The 19,768-nt window shown below is 69.7% G+C and carries 20 protein-coding genes and 1 tRNA gene; 7 read left to right on the plus strand and 14 right to left on the minus strand.

Annotation, left to right across the window (positions count from 1 at the left end; translation table 11 throughout):
* Positions 1-44: 44 nt before the first annotated feature.
* Together tig and BY998_RS08960 are read right to left on the minus strand one after the other, a co-directional pair.
* Complete coding sequence (gene tig / locus BY998_RS08955; protein ID WP_110351293.1) at positions 45-1,481, minus strand: trigger factor; 1,437 nt, start codon at positions 1,479-1,481, stop codon at positions 45-47.
* Between the two features lie 140 nt (positions 1,482-1,621).
* Positions 1,622-1,706: transfer RNA gene (locus BY998_RS08960), tRNA-Leu, on the minus strand.
* A 167-nt stretch (positions 1,707-1,873) separates the two neighbouring features.
* Here BY998_RS08960 and BY998_RS08965 point away from each other — a divergent pair.
* Both BY998_RS08965 and BY998_RS08970 read left to right on the plus strand, forming a co-directional pair.
* Positions 1,874-3,328, plus strand: a complete 1,455-nt coding sequence (locus BY998_RS08965; RefSeq protein WP_110351294.1) for a multicopper oxidase family protein — start codon at positions 1,874-1,876, stop codon at positions 3,326-3,328.
* 428 nt (positions 3,329-3,756) lie between these two features.
* Positions 3,757-4,401, plus strand: a complete 645-nt coding sequence (locus BY998_RS08970) for a hypothetical protein (protein ID WP_110351295.1) — start codon at positions 3,757-3,759, stop codon at positions 4,399-4,401.
* A gap of 9 nt (positions 4,402-4,410) precedes the next feature.
* Here BY998_RS08970 and rfbA read toward each other — a convergent pair whose 3' ends face one another.
* The 4 genes from rfbA to rfbC form a co-directional block, all read right to left on the minus strand.
* The gene (gene rfbA / locus BY998_RS08975; protein ID WP_110351296.1) at positions 4,411-5,301 is read right to left on the minus strand and encodes a glucose-1-phosphate thymidylyltransferase RfbA; all 891 of its coding nucleotides are present in this window, start codon (positions 5,299-5,301) and stop codon (positions 4,411-4,413) included.
* A gap of 15 nt (positions 5,302-5,316) precedes the next feature.
* Complete coding sequence (gene rfbD / locus BY998_RS08980) at positions 5,317-6,207, minus strand: dTDP-4-dehydrorhamnose reductase (protein ID WP_110351297.1); 891 nt, start codon at positions 6,205-6,207, stop codon at positions 5,317-5,319.
* A 2-nt stretch (positions 6,208-6,209) separates the two neighbouring features.
* Positions 6,210-7,268, minus strand: a complete 1,059-nt coding sequence (gene rfbB / locus BY998_RS08985) for a dTDP-glucose 4,6-dehydratase (RefSeq protein ID WP_110351298.1) — start codon at positions 7,266-7,268, stop codon at positions 6,210-6,212.
* A gap of 125 nt (positions 7,269-7,393) precedes the next feature.
* Positions 7,394-7,945: a dTDP-4-dehydrorhamnose 3,5-epimerase gene (gene rfbC / locus BY998_RS08990; RefSeq protein WP_110351299.1), complete on the minus strand. Its 552-nt coding sequence runs from the start codon at positions 7,943-7,945 to the stop codon at positions 7,394-7,396.
* Between the two features lie 230 nt (positions 7,946-8,175).
* Here rfbC and BY998_RS08995 point away from each other — a divergent pair, with 230 nt between their 5' ends.
* On the plus strand, positions 8,176-8,610 hold the full coding sequence (locus BY998_RS08995) for a DUF2147 domain-containing protein (RefSeq protein WP_181425476.1): 435 nt from the start codon (positions 8,176-8,178) through the stop codon (positions 8,608-8,610).
* A 12-nt stretch (positions 8,611-8,622) separates the two neighbouring features.
* Here BY998_RS08995 and BY998_RS09000 read toward each other — a convergent pair whose 3' ends face one another.
* The 4 genes from BY998_RS09000 to BY998_RS09015 form a co-directional block, all read right to left on the minus strand.
* Positions 8,623-9,078, minus strand: a complete 456-nt coding sequence (locus BY998_RS09000; RefSeq protein ID WP_110351301.1) for a hypothetical protein — start codon at positions 9,076-9,078, stop codon at positions 8,623-8,625.
* A 132-nt stretch (positions 9,079-9,210) separates the two neighbouring features.
* Entirely contained in the window at positions 9,211-9,657 is a 447-nt protein-coding gene (locus BY998_RS09005) for a hypothetical protein (protein ID WP_245421537.1), read from the minus strand.
* Positions 9,658-9,741: 84 nt separating this feature from the next.
* Entirely contained in the window at positions 9,742-11,559 is a 1,818-nt protein-coding gene (locus tag BY998_RS09010; protein ID WP_110351302.1) for a methylmalonyl-CoA mutase family protein, read from the minus strand.
* Between the two features lie 150 nt (positions 11,560-11,709).
* Complete coding sequence (locus BY998_RS09015; RefSeq protein WP_110351303.1) at positions 11,710-12,549, minus strand: undecaprenyl-diphosphate phosphatase; 840 nt, start codon at positions 12,547-12,549, stop codon at positions 11,710-11,712.
* Positions 12,550-12,792: 243 nt separating this feature from the next.
* On the opposite strand from BY998_RS09015, the gene BY998_RS09020 reads away from it, so the two are divergent.
* From BY998_RS09020 to BY998_RS09030, 3 genes are read left to right on the plus strand one after another with little or no spacing between them, the layout of a single operon-like run.
* On the plus strand, positions 12,793-13,485 hold the full coding sequence (locus BY998_RS09020; RefSeq protein WP_110351496.1) for a glutathione S-transferase family protein: 693 nt from the start codon (positions 12,793-12,795) through the stop codon (positions 13,483-13,485).
* The gene (gene queG, locus BY998_RS09025; protein ID WP_110351497.1) at positions 13,482-14,660 is read left to right on the plus strand and encodes a tRNA epoxyqueuosine(34) reductase QueG; all 1,179 of its coding nucleotides are present in this window, start codon (positions 13,482-13,484) and stop codon (positions 14,658-14,660) included. The genes BY998_RS09020 and queG overlap by 4 nt, the downstream gene beginning before the upstream one ends.
* Positions 14,661-14,666: 6 nt before the next feature.
* Positions 14,667-15,536: an SDR family oxidoreductase gene (locus BY998_RS09030; protein ID WP_110351304.1), complete on the plus strand. Its 870-nt coding sequence runs from the start codon at positions 14,667-14,669 to the stop codon at positions 15,534-15,536.
* 11 nt (positions 15,537-15,547) lie between these two features.
* Here the strand turns inward: BY998_RS09030 and BY998_RS24715 are convergent, their stop codons facing one another.
* Together BY998_RS24715 and BY998_RS09035 are read right to left on the minus strand one after the other, a co-directional pair.
* Complete coding sequence (locus BY998_RS24715) at positions 15,548-15,865, minus strand: PilZ domain-containing protein (RefSeq protein WP_245421539.1); 318 nt, start codon at positions 15,863-15,865, stop codon at positions 15,548-15,550.
* Positions 15,856-17,505: a PAS domain-containing methyl-accepting chemotaxis protein gene (locus BY998_RS09035; protein ID WP_280952895.1), complete on the minus strand. Its 1,650-nt coding sequence runs from the start codon at positions 17,503-17,505 to the stop codon at positions 15,856-15,858. Before BY998_RS09035 ends, BY998_RS24715 begins: the two co-directional genes overlap by 10 nt.
* Positions 17,506-17,784: 279 nt before the next feature.
* Between BY998_RS09035 and BY998_RS09040 the strand changes: the two genes are divergently transcribed.
* Entirely contained in the window at positions 17,785-18,537 is a 753-nt protein-coding gene (locus BY998_RS09040) for an SIMPL domain-containing protein (RefSeq protein WP_110351305.1), read from the plus strand.
* Positions 18,538-18,557: 20 nt separating this feature from the next.
* Here BY998_RS09040 and BY998_RS09045 read toward each other — a convergent pair whose 3' ends face one another.
* Together BY998_RS09045 and BY998_RS09050 are read right to left on the minus strand one after the other, a co-directional pair.
* The gene (locus tag BY998_RS09045) at positions 18,558-19,316 is read right to left on the minus strand and encodes an NUDIX domain-containing protein (protein WP_110351306.1); all 759 of its coding nucleotides are present in this window, start codon (positions 19,314-19,316) and stop codon (positions 18,558-18,560) included.
* Positions 19,267-19,761, minus strand: a complete 495-nt coding sequence (locus BY998_RS09050) for a DUF983 domain-containing protein (RefSeq protein ID WP_110351307.1) — start codon at positions 19,759-19,761, stop codon at positions 19,267-19,269. The genes BY998_RS09045 and BY998_RS09050 overlap by 50 nt, the downstream gene beginning before the upstream one ends.
* Positions 19,762-19,768: the final 7 nt, after the last annotated feature.

Consider the following 19,768-nt stretch of genomic DNA (forward strand, 5'->3'; position numbering starts at 1 on the left):
TGATCAGATCGCCGCCCGCCCACGGAGCCGGGGGTGGGTGGCGATCAGCCGGCAGCCTGCTCGGCCGCCGCCTCTTTCTTGGACTCGCCCGACTTCTCGTCCGTCGCGGCCCCGCCGGTCGCGGCGTTGCCCTCGTCGTCCTCGGCGAAAAGCGCCTCCTTGGAGACGGGTTCCTCGACGACTTGGACCTGACCGAGGACGTGGTCGACGACCTTCTCCTCGAACAGCGGCGCGCGAAGCTCGGCGAGCGCCTGCGGATTGTTGCGGTAGAAGTCGTAGACCTGCTTCTCCTGACCCGGGAACTGCCGGATCCGAGCGAACAGGGCCTGGTTGACCTCATCGTCCGAGACCTTGATATCGGCGGTCTCGCCGACTTGCGCAAGCACCAGCCCGAGGCGGACGCGCCGCTCGGCGATCTTGCGGTAATCGGTCTGGGCGGCCTCTTCCGTGGTGCCCTCGTCCTCGAAGGTCTTGCCGCGGTTCTTCAGGTCCTGCTCGACCTGGGCCCACACGGCGGCGAACTCCTGGTGGACGAGGCTCGGGGGCAGCTCGAAGGCGTACTTGCCGTCGAGCGCGTCGAGCAGCTCCTTCTTGAGCTTGCGGCGCGACTGGGCCTCGTAATCGGCGCCGACGGCCTTGGAGACGGCTTCCTTCAGCTTCTCCAGGTCGTCCATGCCGAAGCGCTTGGCGAGCTCGTCGTCGATCTTGCTCTCGCCCGGCGCGGCCACGACCTTCACGGTCACGTCGAACTCGGCGTCCTTACCGGCGAGCTGCTCGGCCTGGTAGTCGGCCGGGAAGGCGACCTTCACGAGACGGCTGTCGCCAACCTTGGCGCCGACGAGCTGGTCCTCGAAGCCGGGGATGAAGGTGTTGGAGCCGAGTTCCAGATCGACGTCCTCGCCCTTGCCGCCCTCGAACTCGGTGCCGTCGATGCGGCCGACGAAGTCGATGGTGACGCGGTCACCGGACTGCGCCTCGGCGCCCTCCTCGCGGGGCTCGAAGGAGCGGCCGTCCTTGGCCATGCGCTCCAGGGTCTCGTTGATCTCCTCGTCGGAAGGCTTGAGCACGAGCTTTTTGATCGAGACGTCGGAGAGGTCGGCGAGTTCGAAGCTCGGCAGCACCTCGAGCTTCACCTTGAAGGCGAGGTCGCCCTTGGCATCGAGCGCGCGCTCGATGATGTTCTGCTCCTCGTCCTTCGGGAACTCGATCTGCGGCTCGAGGGCGAGCTTGAGGCCCTTGTCGGCGACGATCTGCTGGTTGGCCTCGTTGACGGCGTTCTGCAGCACGTCGGCCATCACGGACTTGCCGTAGACCTTGCGCAGGTGGGCGACCGGCACCTTGCCGGGGCGGAAGCCCTTGATCTGGACCTTGCCCTTGATGTTCGAGAGCTCGGTGTTGAGGCGATCCTCAAGCTCGGTCGCGGGGAGGAGCACCTGAAACTCGCGCTTCAGCCCCTCGGAGGTCGTCTCGGTCACCTGCATGGTCGTTCGTCCGCTGTTCTAAACCGCAATCTCGTCTTCGCGTGCCGGAGCGCCTCGGACTGATCCAATTCGGACAGCCCAATCGCGGGACCTCGGCGGGAACCGATTCGGGTTCCAGAGCGCCGATCCTGATGCGGACTTGGTGCGGGCGGAGGGGCTCGAACCCCCACGTCTTGCGACACTGGAACCTAAATCCAGCGCGTCTACCAGTTCCGCCACGCCCGCGAGCGCCATCGACACGGGCTCGGGTTCCCGAGCCGTCGAAGCGCGCGTCTATAGCATGTGCGTCCGGGCCCGCAGCAAAAAACTTGCGGCGAGCCGCGCCCGGTGGCGGCGGGGGCCGGGGCTGTCTACAACGCGATCCGCACATCAGGACCGGGACGCCAGACGCCATGCGAAAGCCAGACCCGACGGCCCCGCGCGAGCCGGGCGCCGTCTCGCGCCGGGGCCTTCTCGCCGGCAGCGCGGCCCTCGCGCTGATGCCCGGGGTTGCGGGGGCCCAGGCGCCCGCCCAGCCCCCAGCCGACCGGAAGGTGCTACCGGAGCCGAGCCCCCTCAAGGCCGCGCCGGCCCGGATTCGATTGAAGCCCGAACCCGCGCCCGAGACCGCGGTATGGCGTCTCGGCGAGGCGGAGGCGCCGCCGGTCCTGCGGGTCAAGCTCGGCGAGGCGGTGCGGCTGCGGGTCGAGAACGGGACCGACAAGCCGCTCTCGCTGCACTGGCACGGCGTGCGCAACCGCAACGCCATGGACGGCGTCGGCGGCGTCACGCAGGAGCCGATCCGACCCGGCCAGAGCTTCACCTACGAGTTCACGCCGCCCGATGCCGGCAGTTTCCTGATCCGGCCTCTGGTGGTCGGCGGATCGAGCGAGCCGTCGGGCCGGGGTCTCGCCGGCCTGCTGATCGTGGAGGAGCCATCCCCGCCCCCGGTCGATCAGGATCTCGCGCTGATCCTCCAGGACTGGCGCCTCGACGAGGCGGGTGCGCTCCAACCCTTCGGGCAGGTCGCCTTCGCCGCCTCGGCCGGGCGACTGGGCAGCGTGGTGACGCTCAACGGGCGTCCGATCCCACAGGGCATCGAGGCGCGGCCGGGCAGCCGCCTGCGCCTGCGTCTGGCCAATGCCTGCAACGCCCGCAGCCTGCGCATCCGCTTCGACGGCCTGAAGGCCTATGTCGCGGCGGTGGACGGACAGCCGACCGACACCTTCGAGCCGCTGAAGGCGACCCTGCCCTTCGCTCCGGGCACGCGCTACGACGTTCTGCTCGACCTGCCGCCCCAGGCCGGTCCGGCGGGCACGATCACCGCGCTGATCGGCCCCGGCCTGCCGCTGGCGACCCTGACCGCCGCGGGCGATCCGGTGGCACAGGCCGGCCGGGCGGCGATCGGCTCGATCCCCGAGAACAAGCGCCTGCCCGCCGAGATCCGCCTCCAGAGCGCCTTTCGGCGCGAACTGGTGCTGACCGGCGGCGTCCGGCCGGACAAGGCCAAGCCGGGCGCCGAGACGCCCTATCAGGGCGATCCGGCCAAGGTCTGGCAGGTCAACGGCGCGAGCGGTGCGGCGGGTGCGGCGCCGCTGTTTTCGGTCAAGCGCGGTCAGGTCGTGGTGCTGACGATCCGCAACGACACCGGCTTCATCCAGAGCCTGCACCTGCACGGGCACGTCTTCCGCCTGCTGCACCAACTCGACGACGGCTGGGAGCCCTATTGGCTCGACACCGTGCAGATTCCGGAAGGCCGCAGCGCCCAGATCGCCTTCGTCGCCGACAATCCCGGCCGCTGGCTGCTGAGCGCGACCGTCCTAGAGCGGTTCGACACCGGGCTGTGGACGAGCTTCGAGGTGGGGTGAGACTCATGGGCGCTTCGAGGGACGTTTTGCACCGAACGGAGCCGTTCGTTCCGGCTCACGATGCGGAAGCGGCGCGGCAGGCCGCGACCGCCCTCATCCACAGCGTGCTGCTCGGCTCGCCGGCATCCTGCCGGCGTCGGCCGAGCGGAAGCCCAGCGCGCCGATCCTGACCTCTTGGAGCGTTACAACGCGCTCGAACTCAGGCACCACACTCGCTTGACGGCCCATGACAGGGCGCAAAGGGATGCTTTCGCGGCCGAGGTTCTCCGATCAGTTGGATGAGGGGTCCTGCGTAACCTGCTGGCCTCAAACACGATCGACAATTCCCCCGGCGCCGAGGCAAGAACCGCGGCACGAAACGCCGCCGCGGTAGACCTTTCCGGGCCGGCGACGTATTGCGCTGCGCGATGGAAAGGGCGGCGACACGGATGCTGACGGTGGGTCTTGCGGCGCTCGGCGTCGCCGTGCCGCCGGGTGACGCGGGCGGCGCCCGCGCGCAGGCGACCGGAAATACCGCCGTCGCGACGAGCCGGGAGGCGCAGAATGGGTCAGGGGCGCGCGCCTTGATCGAAACCTTGAGCGCTCGCCTCCTCGCCGCGCCGAGCGCCACCGCCGTACTCGAAGCGTGGTGCGCCGAGCGCGGTCTCGCGCCCGATCCGCGGATCGTCGCCGTGCGCGTTCCCGGACCGGACAAGCTTCCGGGCACGGCGCGGCGTGAACGACTGGCCGTGGGAGCGGACGAGCCGATCCGCTACCGCCGGGTGCGGCTCACCTGCGGCAGCCACGTCCTCTCGGAGGCCGATAACTGGTACGTGCCCTCGCGCCTCACGCCGGCGATGAACGCCGCCCTGGACAATTCGCAGGCGCCCTTCGGCCACGTCGTGCGCCCTCTGGGGCCGAGCCGGCGCAACCTGTCGCTGACGATGCTGTGGTCGTCGGAGCATGACATGACGATGCCGGGCCCCGGTGAGCCCCTGTTCTCCGTCGAGGCGGTTCTCTCGGCCGGCGGCATCCCCTTCTGCGAGGTCGCCGAGACCTATACCGGCGCCGTGCTCATCCCGGGCGGACGCTGAAGCGTCGCTTCAAAAATCCTGATCGGGCCGGTGGCCTTCGCGGGCGAGGCGCAGGAGGTTCTGACCGTACTTGGTCTTGGCGAACAGCTCGCCGCGCGCCTGTAGCTGATCGCGGCCGATGAAGCCCTGAAGGTAGGCGATCTCCTCCAGGCAGGCCACCTGAAGCCCCTGCCGATGCTGCAGCACCCGCACGAACTCGCCCGCCTCCAGCAGGCTGTCATGGGTGCCCGTGTCGAGCCAGGCGTAGCCCCGGCTCATCCGCTCCACATGCAGCTGCCCGCGCTCGAGATAGGCCTGGTTCACGCTGGTGATCTCCAGCTCGCCCCGCTCGGACGGCTCCACCGCGGCGGCGATGTCGAGCACCTGATTGTCGTAGAAGTACAGTCCCGTCACCGCCCAGGGGCTCTCCGGGGTCTTGGGCTTCTCTACCAGCCGCAGCGGGCGGCCCTCAGCGTCCAGCGTGACCACGCCGTAGGCCTCGGGATGATCGACGTGGTAGGCGAACACCGTCGCCCCGCTCTCGCGGGCACGCGCCCGGGCCAGCAGCTCGCTCATGCCGTTGCCGAAGAACAGGTTGTCGCCCAGCACCAGGGCCACGTCCTCGCCGCCGACGAACGCGCGCCCGATGAGGAAGGCCTGAGCCAGCCCCTCCGGCCGCGACTGCACCGCGTAGGAGAAGCTCAGACCGAACTGCTCGCCGGTGCCGAGCAGGCGCTGGTAGTTGTCTAGATGCTCAGGCGAGGAGATGATCAGGATCTCGCGAATGCCGGCCAGCATCAAGACCGAGATCGGATAGTAGATCATCGGCTTGTCGTAGACCGGCAGCAGCTGTTTGTTGATGGCGAGCGTGGCCGGATGCAGCCTTGTGCCGGAGCCGCCGGCGAGCACGATGCCCTTCATGTGAACACGTCCTGATCAGTGGGAGCGTACCGGCCCGACCAGCCGGTCGAGGATGTCGTCGAGCGCCGCCTCCCAGGGCCGAGGCGCGATGCAGAAGGCGTCGCTCAGGCTCCGGGTCGAGAGGCGGGAATTGGCGGGGCGCCGGGCCGGCGTCGGATAGGCTGAGGTCGGGATGCCCTCGACGGGGATGGACCGTCCGCCGCGCGCGGCCGAACCGGCGACGATGGCGCGGGCGAAGCCGCACCACGTGGTGGCGCCCTCATTGACGTAGTGGAAGCTGCCCGTGGGTGCGGCCTCGTCCCCAGCCAGCCGCAGGGCGATGGTGGCGAGGGCGCCCGCGAGGTCCGCGGCCGAGGTCGGGCAGCCGTGCTGGTCGTCCACGATCGTCAGCTTGTCCCGCTCGCCCGCGAGCCGCAGCATCGTCTTGACGAAGTTGCCCCGGTGCGGGCTGACCACCCAGGCCGTGCGCACGATCGCGTGCCGTCGGTTGCCCGTGCACACCGCCATCTCGCCCGCGGCCTTGCTGGCGCCGTAGACGCTTTGCGGGTTCATCGGTGCGTCGGGAGCGTAGCAGCCATCGCCTGTGCCGTCGAAGACGTAGTCGGTCGAGACGTGGACGAGGGGAACGTTCCGCTTGGCCGTCTCGGCGGCGAGGATCGCGGGCGCGAGCGCGTTGAGCCGCCAAGCCGCCGCGACCTCGCTCTCGGCCCGGTCCACCGCGGTGTAGGCCGCCGGGTTGATCACCGCCGCGTAGGCCCGCGCGTCGAGTGCAGCCACGAGCGCCGCCTCGTCGGTGATGTCCAGGCTCTGGCGGTCGGGGGCGTGCACCCGCACTCCCTCCGGCCAAGCGTAGTGCTGCAACTCCGTACCGACCTGTCCGGCGCCGCCGAGGATCAGGATGTCCATGGTCAGGCGCTCTTGGCCGCGAGCCCGAGGCGCTCGCCGGAATAGCGCCCCTCGCGGATCGGACGCCACCACGCCTCGTTGTCGAGGTACCAGCGCACGGTCTCCTCCAGCGCCTGCTCGAACACCTTGGTCGGGCGCCAGCCGACCTCTGCCTCCGCCTTCGACGGATCGATGGCGTAGCGCCGGTCGTGGCCGGGCCGGTCGGCCACGAAGCCGATCAGCCGCTCGTGCGGGCCGTTCTCGGGGCGCAGGCGATCGAAGGCGGCGCAGAGCGCCTTGACCACCGCGAGGTTGTTCCTGACCGCGCGCCCGCCCAGCAGGTAGGTCTCGCCGACCCGGCCGCGCTCCAGCACCGCCACGAGGCCGCGGGCATGGTCCTCGACATGGATCCAGTCGCGCTCGTTCAGCCCGTCGCCGTAGACCGGCAGCGGCTTGCCCTCCAGCGCCGCCAGGATCATCAGCGGGATCAGTTTTTCCGGGAAGTGGCGCGGCCCGTAATTGTTCGAGCAGTTGGTGACCAGCACCGGCAGGCCGTAGGTCTCGTGCCAGGCGCGCGCGAGGTGGTCGGAGGCCGCCTTCGAGGCCGAGTAGGGCGAGCGCGGATCGTAGCGGCTCTCTTCCGTGAAGAAGGCCTCGGGCGGCAGCGAGCCGTAGACCTCGTCGGTAGAGACGTGCAGGAAGCGGAAGGCCTGCTTGGCCTCGCCCGTCAGCCCGTCCCAGTAGGTGCGGGCCCCGTCGAGCATGACCTGGGTGCCGACCACGTTGGTGCGCACGAAGGCCCCCGGATCGGTGATCGAGCGATCGACATGGCTCTCGGCGGCCAGATGCATCACCGCCTGGGGCTTGAAGTCGGCGTAGAGGGCGTGGACGTGCGCCGGATCGCAGATGTCGGCCTGTTCCAGGCGGTGGCGCGGGTCGTCCGCCAGCGGCTGCAGCGAGATCGGGTTGGCGGCGTAGGTCAGGGCGTCGAGGGTGAGCACCTCGTGGCCGAGCTCCTGCACCAGATGCAGCACGAGGGCGGAGCCGATGAAGCCGCAGCCGCCCGTCACAAGAATGCGCATCTATCCAAACTCCGTCGGTGCCGACTCTTGCCTCTTCGGACGAGCGGAAGAGGCGTGTTGCTGTGCCGTGGTGTCGACCTGAGGTCGGGACTGGACGGCCGGGCCGGCACGCCCTGCAACCGTGATCAGAATACCCGGCCGAGATCGGCCAGGAAGGGAGCCGCCTTGTCCTTGCCCGAGAGGATGGCGTCGGCCTCCGTCACCGGCCAGTCGATACCGATGGCCGGATCGTTCCAGCGCAGGTTTCGATCGTCGGCGGGGCTGTAATAGGCATCGACCTTGTAGGCGACCATGGTGTCCGGCTCCAGGGTGCAGAAGCCATGGGCGAAGCCGGCGGGCACGAACAATTGCTCGCCGCCCGCCGCGTCGAGGCGCACGGCGACGTGGCGGCCGTAGCTCGGCGAGTCCGAGCGGATGTCGACGGCGACATCCAGGATGGCGCCAGCGAGCACCCTGACCAGCTTGGCCTGGGCGTTGGGCGCGACCTGGAAGTGCAGGCCGCGGAGGGTGCCGGCGGGGGCGGAGAAGGACTGGTTGTCCTGCAGGAAGCGGTTGGCGATGCCGTGCTCGGCCAGCAGGTCGGCGCGGTAGACCTCCGAGAACCAGCCGCGGTCGTCGCCGTGGCGCTTCGGGATCACCCGCTTGACCGCCGGGATCTCCGTCTCAATCACCTGCATTCGCCGCTCCTGCCCTGTCGGCTCGCGAAAGGCCGTAGGCCGTCTCAACGCGGCGAAGTCAAGGCTTTCGTCCTGAAAGCGTTTTCCAAGCCGCTTCTTCTGCGTGCTGACGGCATCCGCGGCACTGCTCCTGCTGCGCGACGCCTGCATCCTTGTGGTACCGGAGCGGCCCGAATACCGCTGAACCGATCCGGCGGAGGCGGCCGGAATGGAGGAGAGACCGAATGACGATGCTTCGTGCCGGCCGGCTATGCCCATCGACGCGACAGGTACTCGCCGCCGCTCTGCTGCTCGCGGCGAGCGGCACGGGGGCCTCGGCGCAGAAAGCGGACCTGTCCGGGCTGTGGCAGACCGAGACGGCGGGCTCGACGGTGCGCATCGCCCGCTGTGGCGGCGGTTATTGCGGGACGATCGCGGGCACGGCCGGAAGCGGTCTCGACGCGCAGAATCCCGACCCGTCTCTGCGCACCCGCAAGCTCGTCGGCGTCCAGATCATGCAGGCCGGAACGCCGAGCGGCGACGGGTTCGAGGGCAGCCTCTACAACCCGAAGGACGGCAAGACCTATGCGGGAAGCGTCACACCGAAGGGTCCTGACACCGTCGAAGTTGCGGGCTGCGTCCTCAGCGTGCTGTGCAAACGGCAAACCTGGCGGCGAATCCGCTAGATTGCCTGAGCTTCAGTGATCCGCGCCGTCGGGCGCGGAATCCGTGCGATCCTGGGTCAGGGACGCCTTCTCGGCGGGCGGCTCGGCGCTCGCCACGGCCTTCGGCTCGAGCAGAGGCTGCAGGCGAGTGGCGAGCTGCTTGTCGAGATGACCGGCATAAGCCCCCTTGAAATAGCGCTCGCCGGTCCCACGGCCGTAGATGCGGTCATGGGCCACCGCCATCCGGTCGACCTCCGGGCGGCATAGGAAGCCGATGATGCCGGCCGCCTCGTACCAGCGGCCGTCCCGCGCCAAGCGCATGGCCTTGGGATTCGACATCACCGTCTCGGCGAAGCAGGCCGTCGCCGCCTCTTCGAGGGGCGCCAGTACCGCATGCGACGAGCCAGGCACGTGCTGTCGGGCGGGGCGCGCCTCGGCCGCAGGGATCAGCAGGGTGAAGGCGAGGCCGAAAGACAGCACGGCTTTCATGGGGCGTCTCGATCTGAGGTCGAACGCCGTCAATGTTCTCCAGGGAAAAGGCCGGATCTAGGGCGGTGGCCGGCTTCTTTCGGGGCACTTGGGGAGAAAGCCGGCGATTGTCGCGGCGCCGACACAGATGGATCAGCCGCGTCGGGTCGCGTTCCAGCTTCCGCTGCACTGGATCAGGCTGTCGCCGACAGTCGACCAGCGGCCCGAGCCGGTTCCCTGCGGCGTCAGGCGGCCGAGCACCTGTGCCGCGTTGCCGTCGCGGGAGATGGTGCCGCGCACCGAGCCGTTGGCGGCGACGCGACCGCTGATGTCGAAATCGCCGCCGCCATAGACCGCCTCGCCGCGCTGGATCTGCACACCGTAGCGGTAGGCTCGGTCGCAGGGGCCATCGAGCGTGACGACCTCGATGCTCCAGCGCCCGTCGAAGCGGTGCGGCACCTGCACCTTGCGCTTGGCCGCATCCGCTGTCCCGATGCCGACGACGGCGGCGGCGAGAGTGGCGGCGGCGAGAATCGGCAGGCGCATGGAAATGAAGGTCCGGCTGTGGGTGGCCAGGATGGCCGCGGCTTGCCGGAACATTGCCCCGGGCTCCGCAGAGTCAAGGTTGGCCGCGACGCCGTGACCCTGCGCCGGGGGTGCGCGGCAGCACGGCACAAGCCGGTGTCAGCCCCTCGCCCGGTCGGCCGCCTCCTGCAACAGGGCGAGCAGGTCGCAGCCCGCAAACAGGAGACCGTGCAAGCCGGCCTGCCGCAGGGCCTCCGCCTCGGCCGGCTTCCCGGCGAGGTAGATCGTGCTGGCTCCGGCATCCTTCAGGGCCGCGAGGGCCGGTGCCGCTTCGGTCTCGTAGACCTTGTCGGAGGAGCACAGGCAGGCGACCCGTGCCCCCGAGGCCCTGAACGCCTCGGCCAGCGCGGCCGTCTCCGAGAAGCCGTCATTGCCGATCGCTTCGATGCCGCCCGCGGCGAAGGCGTTGGCGGCGAAGGTCGAGCGGGCGTTGTGCACGGCCACGGGGCCGAGATTGGCCAGGAACACCGCCGGGCGCCGGCCCGTCTCCGCGAGCCGTGCGTCGGAGGCGTCGCGCAGGGCCTCGTAGGGTTCGGCGAGGCGCGCGGACGGCAGGGCCCCGTCGGGGCGCGCCGTCGCCTGCGGAGCCTCCGCGAGCACCGCCACCGGCTTCTCGGCGAGGAAGGGGAATTCGCTGGCGCCGGTCAGCGGCTCCCGGCGGGTCGCTACCGCCCTCGCCCGCGCCTCGGCCACCGCCGCGATCCGCTGCGCAAGGGCACCGGTATCGAGGCTCGCCGCGAGGCCGCCCTCCCGCTCGATCTCTTGGAACGCAGCCCAGGCCTTCTCGGTCAGTTCGGCCGTCAACGCCTCGAAACCGCCGGCGCCGGCGGCCGGGTCGGAAACCCTGGCGAGGTTCGACTCCTCGACCAGCACGATCTGGCTGTTGCGCACCACGCGGCGGGCGAAGGCGTCGGGCAGGCCGAGCGCCAGGGTGTAGGGCAGCGCGGTGACCGAATCGGCCCCGCCGAGCCCCGCAGAGGCGGTCGCCATGGTGGTGCGCAGGATGTTCACGAAGGGGTCGCGGCGGGTCATCATCCGCCACGCGGTCTCGGCCAGCACCCGCAGGGGCTTCGGCTCCAGGCCGCAAGCCTCTTCGACGCGAGCCCAGAGGCGTCGGATCGCCCGGAACTTGGCGACGGTCAGGAATTCGTCGGCATCCGCCACCAGCAGCACGGCGATTTGTTCGCGCGCGCGCTCCAGATCGTGACCGCCCGCTTCCAGGGCCCTCAGATAGGCGATGGCAGCGGCGAGCACGGCGGCGAGTTCCTGCACCTCGCTCGCGCCGGCCTCGTGGTAGGGGCGCGCATCGGCCAGGGCCACGCTGCCCCGGACACCCGCGAAGGCGCGCGCCGTCTCGCAGAGCCGGGCTTCCCAGCCCGCTTCGAGCCGGCCGGTGGCGGCGCGGGTGCCGAGCGGGTCGAGGCCGAGATCGAGGTCGAGGGCGGCCGGATCGTCGCCGCGGCGCTCGATCAGCTGCCTGAGCAGGGAGGCGGTCTCGAAACCCGCCGGCCCCGCATCGAGGCGCAGCGCGATCAGCGGCAGCATCACGCTCTTCAGCGCCGCATCAAGCCCATCGACCGAGGAGAGATCGAGGCCGAAACCGCGGGCGGCGGGAGCCTCGCGATGGACGAGGACCAGGGCGTCGGCGCCGCCCTCGAGATCGACCAGTGCCTGGGCCGACGCCTTCTCCGGGTCGGGTTGATCGACGCGCTGCGCCAGACGCCAGGGACCGGGCGCCCGCACCGGTTGGGCCAGGGGCGCGGCAGGCTCGTAGAGCGGTTCGATGCGCAGGCCGTCGGCGGTCTTCGAGACGAGGCGCTTCTCGAAGTCGCCGCCCTTCAGCGCGGCGTCGACGGCTCTGCGCCAGCGCTCGCGGGTCGCGGGCCCGAACAATTCGGCGAGGGGACGATCTTCCATTGTGAACGAGACCCTGGCGGTTCGGCGTTTCCGATCCGCTTCCTTGAAGGAAGCGGCAGCTTTGCCGCCAGCCCTTGCACGGGGAGCGGGGAAACGACAACCGACTTTAGTCCGGGTGGCCGCCCCCGCCTCGCTCAAAATCGTGAAGGCTCAGCCAAAAATAATCAGTCCGGCAAATCCCAGGGAGCCGACGATGATGCGCCACCACGCAAACAGCCAGAATCCGTGGCGGGACACATAGTCCAGAACCGTGCGCACCACGATCAGCGCCGAGATGAAGGCCGCCACGAAGCCGATGACGATCAGCAGGGCGTCGTTGGACGAGAGGTTCTTGTAGTTGTCGAGCAGGTCCTTGGCGAAGGCGCCGGCCATGGTCGGCATGGCGAGGTAGAACGAGAACTCGGTGGCCGAGCGCTTGCTCGCGCCCATCAGCATCGCTCCGACGATGGTGGCGCCCGAGCGCGACACGCCGGGGATCATCGCGACGCACTGAAACAGCCCGATCTTGAACGCCATCGGCAGGCTGAACTCGAACACGTCGGTCTTGCGCGGGTGCTCGGTCGGCCCGTCGCCGGGAGCCGCCTTCGGCTCGCCGACCGTGTCGTCGATGACGAGCAGGACGAGGCCGCCGGCGACCAGGGTCGCGCAGACGATCCACGGGTTGAACAGGTAGAGCTTGATGTATTTCGAGAAGAGCCCGCCGATGATCGCCGCGGGCAGGAAGGCGAGCAGCACCGCCAGAACGAAGCGGCGTGCCCGCGGATCGTTCGGAAGCGCGGTGGCGATGCCCCAGAGCTTGCCGAAATAGGCGAACAGGATCGCCAGGATCGCGCCCAGCTGGATCAGCACCTCGAAGGTGTTGTTGGGCGAGTGGAAGCCGATGAAGTGGCCGATCAGCAGCTGGTGACCGGTCGAGGAGACGGGGATGAACTCGGTGGCCCCCTCCACCACGGCGAGCACGAGTGCCTTCGCGATCAGGACGAGATCCATGAGCCTGCTGTTCCCCGCGCCGGTAGTTCGCGCCATTGGAGCGGCGCTTTCCAGAGAGCGCGGCAGACGACGGCGGTGCGGCAGCTTTGCGGCGGCAGGGTTGACGGGCGGTTACCGCGTTGCAGCGCGTTTGTTAATGAGGTGGCAACGTTGAAGAAATAATCCTGGCGCGTCGCCCTAATTTTGCCGGTGCGGCACGGTCTGCCCCAGGCTCTGCCTTCTTCCCGCTGAACCACGGCCTCGATGGCGACGCTCTACCACTCTCCCTTCTGCCCGAACTCCCGCTTCATCCGGCTCGTCCTGGCCGAGATGGGGATGGAACCGGTGCTCGTGGAGGAGCGGGCCTGGGAGCGCCGCCGCGAGTTCCTCGTCGTCAACCCCGCCGGCACCACGCCGGTGCTGGTGGAACAGACCGGCCTCGCCATCCCCGGCGCGGGGGTGATCGCGGAATATCTCGACGAAACGCGCGGGCTGGGCCTTGCCGGCCGCCGCCTCCTGCCCGACACCACCACGGCGCGGGTCGAGGTGCGCCGCCTGCTCGACTGGTTCCTCGTCAAGTTCAATGCCGAGGTGACCGAGTATCTCGTCACGGAAAAGATCGACAAGCGCTTCATGTCGAGCGCCGCCGGGGGTGGACCTCCGGACATGAACGCCATTCGTGCGGCGCGCACCAACGTGCGCTATCACCTCCAATATGTCGGTTACCTGATCGGGCAGCGCCGCTGGCTCGCAGGCAACGATCTGACCTATGCGGATCTGGCAGCGGCGGCCCATCTTTCCTGCGCGGATTATCTCGGCGACGTGCCATGGGACGAGGACGAGATGGCGAAGGACTGGTACGCGCGGGTGAAGTCCCGCCCGTCCTTCCGCGCGCTGCTGGCCGACCGGGCGCCGGGAATGCCGGCAGCCGCCCATTACGCGGATCTGGATTTCTGAAAAGCGAGAAGGCCGTCCTCACGGGCGACGCCCTGCGCGAGGTCGTCGAGGCGCGTGCCCGCCGTCTCGGCTTCGAAGCGTTCCGCGTCACGCGCCCCGACGCCGTGCCGCATCTCCGCGAACGGCTGCCCGAATGGCTCGCGGCCGGCCATCACGGCACGATGGATTGGATGGAGGAGCGGGCCGAGCAGCGCGCGGCGCCGAGCGCGCTCTGGGCCGACACCCGCAGCATCGTCATGCTCGGCATGAATGCGGGGCCCGAGCGCGATCCCCTGGAGCTCCTGCGCCTCAAGGATCGCGGCGCCATCGCGGCCTACGCGCAGAGGCGCGACTACCACGAGGTCGTCAAGGGCAAGCTGAAGGAACTCGGCGGCTTCCTCGCGGCGAAATCCGGCCATCCGGTGAAGGTCTTCGTCGATACCGCCCCCGTGATGGAGAAGCCCCTGGCCCAGGCCGCCGGCCTCGGCTGGCAGGGCAAGCACACGGTGCTGATCTCACGCGAGCACGGCAATTGGCTGATGCTCGGCGCGATCTTCGCCCGCGCCGACCTCGCGCCCGACACGGCCGAGGCGGACCATTGCGGCTCCTGCCGCCGCTGCCTCGACATCTGCCCGACCGACGCCTTCCCCGCGCCCTACCGGCTCGATGCCCGCCGCTGCATCGCCTACCTCACCATCGAACATCACGGCCCGATCCCGGTCGAGTTTCGCGAGAAGATCGGCAACCGGGTGTTCGGCTGCGACGACTGCCTCGCGGTCTGTCCCTGGAACAAGTTCGCGGGCGCGGCGCGGGAGGCGCGCATGGCCGCCCGCGCGGACCTTTGCGCGCCGCCGCTCGCCGATTTGGCCCGCCTCGACGAGGCGGGCTTCCGGGCGCGCTTCGCCGGCACGCCGATCAAACGCACGGGCCGCGACCGCTTCCTGCGCAACGTGCTGATCGCCATCGGCAATTCGGATGACGCGGCTTTGGCCGGAGAGGCCGTGGCCTGCCTGAACGAGCCGGATCCCGTGGTGCGCGGCGCCGCCGTCTGGGCCTGCGGGCGGCTTTTGTCGGCGGAGCGCCTGCACGACCTGTTCGAGAGCCGTGGACGCAGCGAGGCGGACGCGCATGTGAGGGAGGAATGGCGTGCCGCCGCCCGCCTCTCTATGGGTGAGGCGAGCCCCCGGGAGAGCTGACCCCGCATGAACCTGTTCGTCTTCGGCCTCGGCTTCTCCGGCCGCCACTTCGTGGAAACCGAGCGGGCGCGCTTCGGCACCGTCCGGGCCACGGTGACGGAGCCCGCGCGCGCAGAAAGCCTCGCCGCCGAGACCGGATTCAGCGTGCGTGCCTTCGGGCCGGAGAGCGACGATTCCCGCATCGCGCAGGATCTGGCGGACACGGACATCCTCCTCGTCTCCGCCCCGCCGGGGCAGGACGGCGACACCGCGCTGAACCGCTACCGCGAGACCATCGCCGGGAGCCGCATCGGCTGGATCGGCTACCTTTCCACCATCGGCGTCTACGGCGATCAGGGCGGCGCCTGGATCGACGAGACGACCCCGGCCACCCCGAAAAGCGACCGCTCGCGCGATCGGCTCGCCGTCGAGGAGGCCTGGCTCGCCCTCGGCGCCGAGACCGGCAAGGCGGTGCAGGTCTTTCGCCTGTCGGGCATCTACGGCCCCGGCCGCAACCCGATCGTGAAGCTGCGCGAGGGGCGCACCCAGCGCATCGTCAAGCGGGACCAGGTGTTCAACCGCATCCACGTGGCCGACATCGCTGCGACGCTCGCCGCCTCGATCGCGCGACCGCGGGCGGGGGCGGTCTACAACGTCACCGACGACGAGCCGGCCCCGCCGCAGACCGTGATCGAGCACGCCGCCGCGCTGACAGGCCTGCCGCTGCCGCCGGCCGTCGATTTCGAGACCGCGCGCTTGAGCCCGATGGCGCGCAGCTTCTACGGCGAGAACAAGCGGGTGCGAAACCGCCTGATCCGCGAGGAGTTGGGCGTGGACCTGACCTACCCGACCTATAGGGAGGGGCTGGCGGCCCTCGTGGCCGACGCGCAGGGATAGCCGGGCGGTCCTCAGGCCACGAAGCGAACGCCGATCCCGTCCTCGGCCCGGCGGATGCAGCGGCAGCGCCGGGGCGGCTCGCCCTCGACGTGGAGGGTGAAGGTGTCCGGCAGGCTGTCCGCCGCGACGGCCAGCTTGGCCCCGCCCTCCGAGATGTTGAGGATCGTGCAGGGCAGGCTCCGCGATTGACCCGCACCAGCGCCGCGTTCGGGAACGACCTCGATCCGGCCCTGCAGCGACGTGCGCAGCCGCTCTTTGTCCCGGCGCTCCTCCAGCCCGACGTTCCAGGCATCGAGCTTGCTCGCGAAGCCCGCGACGCTCACCGACATGGCCTGCATGTCGGCGTTGACCTGGCCCGTGGCGGCCCGCTCGCGGCGGTGGTCTGCGTGATGAAGCCCTGGACCGTGTCGACCACGGCGGCGGTCGAGGTCAGCGCCCCGCCCACATCCCGCGAGACCGCCTGCATCGCGCCGATCTCGCCGGTGATGCGGGCGGTGGCCGAGCGGGCCTGCTCCGCGAGGCTCTTCACCTCGGTGGCCACCACCGCGAAGCCGCGGCCCGCCGCCCCGGCCCGGGCCGCCTCGATGGTCGCGTTGAGGGCGAGCAGGTTGATCTGCTCGGCGATGGAGGTGATCAGTTCGACCACGCCGGTCATGGCGGCGGCCGCGTCGTCGAGTTGGGTCGAGAGTGCCCCGGCCGCGCTCATGCGCTCCTGAATGTCGCCCACCGCCCGGTGCGAACGGTCCATCTGCTTGGCGATGGCTTCCGAGGTACGGTGCATCTCGCCGGCGGCGGCGGCCACGGCTCGCACCCGGCCGAGCGTCTGCTCCGCCATGGAGAGGGCACTGCTGCGCACCGACATGCTCTGGGTGATGTCGAAGGCGTATTTCACGACCTTGAAGGGGCGCCCCGCGGCGTCGAGGACGGGATTGTAGGAGGCCTGGATCCAGACCTCGCGCCCGTCCTTGCCGACCCGCTGGTAGACGGCCGAGGTGAAGCGCCCAGCCCGAAGCGTCGCCCAGAACGCCGCATAGGCCTGGCTCTCGGCCGTGGCCGGCGTGACGAACAGACGGTGGTGGCGTCCCCGCACCTCGTCGAGCGTGTAGCCCAGCGCATTGAGGAAGTTGTCGTTGGCGTCCAGGACGGTGCCGTCCATGGCGAACTCGATCACCGCCTGCGAGCGGCGCGCCGCCTCGACCTTGCCCGCCATGTCGGCGGCGACGCGCTTGGCCTCGGTGATGTCGGAGGCGTACTTCACCACCTTGAACGGGCGCCCGCCGAGATCGAGGATCGGATTGTAGGTCGCCTGGATCCAGACCTCGCGCCCGTCCTTGCCGATGCGGAGATACTCGCCGGAGCGGTACTCGCCGCGGGCGAGCGCCTGCCAGAAGGCGCGGTACTCGGACGACGCCGCCTCGTCCGGCCTCACGAAGAGGCTGTGATGACGGCCCTCGACCTCGTGCGCGGCGTAACCGAGGGCGTCGAGGAAATTGGCGTTGGCGCTGCGGATCGTACCGTCGAGATCGAATTGGATCACCGCCTGCGAGCGGCCGATCGCGGCGATCTGCCCCGCCGACTCGGCCGCGGCGAGGCGCTCGGCAGTCACGTCGAGGGCGAACTTGACGATCTTCACCACCCGGCCGCGCCGGTCGAGGACCGGGTTGTAGGTCGCGCGAATCCAGACCTCGCGCCCGTCCCGCGCGATCCGCCGGTACTCCGCGGCCTGGAAGGTCCCGTCCCGCAGCCGCTGCCAGAAGGCCGCGTACTCCGTACCCTGCGCCTCCTGCGGTTCGACGAACAGGCGGTGATGCCGCCCCCGCACCTCGGCCAGCGCATAGCCCATTAGGGCGAGGAAGTTGTCGTTGGCGTCCAGCACCGTCCCATCGAGAGCGAAGGTGATGACCGCCTGCGAGCGGCGGAGGGCGTCGACCATGGCCGCCGCATCGGAGCGGCGCGCAGCGGAGAACATCAGGCATCCTGTCGTCGGTGGCGGTCGACAGATGACCTGACGCTTCTTAAAATTCCGAATATATCTTGCGCACAACTCATCAACGCAAATCAGATCGCGCCAGTGGTCCAGCGTGCAGGGCCGGCGATGCGCCGGCCCCCGATCGCGCCCGGACGCACGGAGGGATATGACACGAGCGCAAAAGGCCAAGCTTCAGCCATCTTTCCAGCTCACGTCGGAAGGGATGCGATCGCAGGTTGAGCGCTTCGCCCGTCTCCGTCTCCCCTCGCGGCTTCGACCATGCGCCTTCTTCCTTTCGCGGCCTCTCTCCTCCTGACAGCCGTCGCCCTGCTTAGGCCAGGCTTCGCGCAGACCCCGGGCGGAAATCCACTGCTGTCCTCTGGATCGGTCCTGACGGTCAAAGGTGCGGGCAAGTTCGTACAGAAGCCGGATTACGGGCGCTTCGAGGTGAGCGTGACGACGCGGGGGAAGACGCTGGAGACGACCGTTACCGCGCATGAGGAGCGGGCTGGCTCGGCGATCACGGCCCTGCGCCGTTTCGAGGCGCTCGGGGTCGGCATCGAGAAGAGCCGCTTTCGGCTCGACGAAAGTCGTCCCGGCTACCAAGCGCCGCGCTATCCCGGGGACAGGCCGCCGCCGCCTGAACGCGTCGAGACTCCGTTCACGGCGACGACCACGTTCACGCTGAAAGTCGGCGGTATAGACAATTTGAACACCGCCATGAGCCGGATCGCCGAGACCGGGCTGTTCCACATCGAGACCGTGACGTTCAAGGTCGAGAACGAACGCGCCGCACTGCTCGAAGCCCGGCGGGCCGCGATGACCGACGCTCGCGAACAAGCCAAAGTCTATGCCGAGGCGGCTGACATCCGGCTCGTGGAGATCAGCGCCATCACGGATGGCGAGGCCAGCCCGTCCGAGGTAGGGGCCGCCGACATGCCGCGCTCAGCCCGCCGAATCCAGCTCGTGCCACCCGCGACCCTTTCGTTCGACGCCACAGTGAACGTGACGTGGCGGATCGCGCCGCATTGACGATGCGGATGGGCCGCGCCTCAAATCTCCTCCCGCAGCCCCTTGCCGCGGCGCTCGAAGTAGAACGGAATCGGCCGGTAGGGCGGGAAGCCGGCGGCGGCCGCCGCTTCCAGGTCGTCGAGGATGACGCGGGTGATGCGCGGCAGGTCGAGCTTGCGGGCGGCGTCGAGATCGACCCAGGCGATTTCGGTCAGTTCCGAATCCGGCCCGACGATGCCGGAGCGCTCGGCGGCCACCGCCTTGCGATCGACGGCGAAGAAGCGGGTATCGAAGCGGCGGGCGCGCTTGGGCGGCGTGATCGCCCGGGCCACCAGATGCAGGGCTTCGAGGTCGGGCATCACGCCCTCCTCGGCAAAGGCCTGCCATGCGCCCTCCGGTGCGGCTTCCGGCGGACCGTAATCGCGGGTGCCGATGAGAAGCCCGGTTTCCTCGAAGGTCTCGCGGATGGCGGCCAGCGCCAGTGAGCGGCCGAGATGGTGCGGCGCGCGGGGCAGCTTGGCGCGCAAGGCATCGTCGGCCCGCTGCGAGAGGGCGCCGGCCACGGGCATGCGGCGGTCGACCGGCTCGGTACGTCCGCCGGGAAAGACGAACTTGCCGCCCATGAAGGCGAGCCCGGCATGGCGCCGGCCCATCAGCACCCGGAGCTTTTTCCGGGATCGGTCGAGGAGGATGAGGGTCGCCGCGTCGCGCGGGCGCAGCGTCACCATCCTGCGGACGGGCGTCGCCTCCTCAGGCCGGTCCGAGTCCGGGGGCGCTGCCCGCTCCGCTTCCTGCCTCACCGCCCCGTCTCTTCCCCGTGCCGGTCCCGCCGAGCGCGGGGGGCGCCTTGCCGAAGCCGTGCATACCGAAATTGTACTGCAGGCCGATCACCGCGCCCTTGACCGGCTGGAGCAGCCCGAGCGCCAGGACCAGGGTCAGCAGCGGCCAGACGGTCAGGGAGATCCAGAGCGGCACGTCGTAGCCCATCTCGAACTCGAGCACGAGATAGCCGACGATGTGGCCCACGAGGAAGATCACGAGGTAGGGCGGCAGGTCGTCGGCCCGGTGCCCCTCCATCTCCAGGCCGCAGGCCTCGCAGGCCGGCCGCACCTTGAGGAAGCGACCGAAGACGTGGCCCTTGCCGCAATGCGGGCAGCGGTTGAGGAAGCCGCGGGCCATGGCCAGGGTCAGCCGCGTGCGATCCGGGAGGGTCGGCTCCGGCGGGGGAAAGGTGTGCGTTTCCATAGGCAGA

The organism is Methylobacterium sp. B4 (assembly GCF_003201865.1).
Lineage (GTDB): Bacteria > Pseudomonadota > Alphaproteobacteria > Rhizobiales > Beijerinckiaceae > Methylobacterium.

Bases quoted from the DNA above. Each gene is read 5' to 3' on its own strand.
- tig (WP_110351293.1), bottom strand. From the start codon at position 1,481: ATGCAGGTGACCGAGACGACCTCCGAGGGGCTGAAGCGCGAGTTTCAG.
- BY998_RS08965 (WP_110351294.1), top strand. From the start codon at position 1,874: ATGCGAAAGCCAGACCCGACGGCCCCGCGCGAGCCGGGCGCCGTCTCG.
- BY998_RS08970 (WP_110351295.1), top strand. From the start codon at position 3,757: ATGCTGACGGTGGGTCTTGCGGCGCTCGGCGTCGCCGTGCCGCCGGGT.
- rfbA (WP_110351296.1), bottom strand. From the start codon at position 5,301: ATGAAGGGCATCGTGCTCGCCGGCGGCTCCGGCACAAGGCTGCATCCG.
- rfbD (WP_110351297.1), bottom strand. From the start codon at position 6,207: ATGGACATCCTGATCCTCGGCGGCGCCGGACAGGTCGGTACGGAGTTG.
- rfbB (WP_110351298.1), bottom strand. From the start codon at position 7,268: ATGCGCATTCTTGTGACGGGCGGCTGCGGCTTCATCGGCTCCGCCCTC.
- rfbC (WP_110351299.1), bottom strand. From the start codon at position 7,945: ATGCAGGTGATTGAGACGGAGATCCCGGCGGTCAAGCGGGTGATCCCG.
- BY998_RS08995 (WP_181425476.1), top strand. From the start codon at position 8,176: ATGCTTCGTGCCGGCCGGCTATGCCCATCGACGCGACAGGTACTCGCC.
- BY998_RS09000 (WP_110351301.1), bottom strand. From the start codon at position 9,078: ATGAAAGCCGTGCTGTCTTTCGGCCTCGCCTTCACCCTGCTGATCCCT.
- BY998_RS09005 (WP_245421537.1), bottom strand. From the start codon at position 9,657: ATGTTCCGGCAAGCCGCGGCCATCCTGGCCACCCACAGCCGGACCTTC.
- BY998_RS09010 (WP_110351302.1), bottom strand. From the start codon at position 11,559: ATGGAAGATCGTCCCCTCGCCGAATTGTTCGGGCCCGCGACCCGCGAG.
- BY998_RS09015 (WP_110351303.1), bottom strand. From the start codon at position 12,549: ATGGATCTCGTCCTGATCGCGAAGGCACTCGTGCTCGCCGTGGTGGAG.
- BY998_RS09020 (WP_110351496.1), top strand. From the start codon at position 12,793: ATGGCGACGCTCTACCACTCTCCCTTCTGCCCGAACTCCCGCTTCATC.
- BY998_RS09030 (WP_110351304.1), top strand. From the start codon at position 14,667: ATGAACCTGTTCGTCTTCGGCCTCGGCTTCTCCGGCCGCCACTTCGTG.
- BY998_RS24715 (WP_245421539.1), bottom strand. From the start codon at position 15,865: ATGTCGGTGAGCGTCGCGGGCTTCGCGAGCAAGCTCGATGCCTGGAAC.
- BY998_RS09035 (WP_280952895.1), bottom strand. From the start codon at position 17,505: ATGTTCTCCGCTGCGCGCCGCTCCGATGCGGCGGCCATGGTCGACGCC.
- BY998_RS09040 (WP_110351305.1), top strand. From the start codon at position 17,785: ATGCGCCTTCTTCCTTTCGCGGCCTCTCTCCTCCTGACAGCCGTCGCC.
- BY998_RS09050 (WP_110351307.1), bottom strand. From the start codon at position 19,761: ATGGAAACGCACACCTTTCCCCCGCCGGAGCCGACCCTCCCGGATCGC.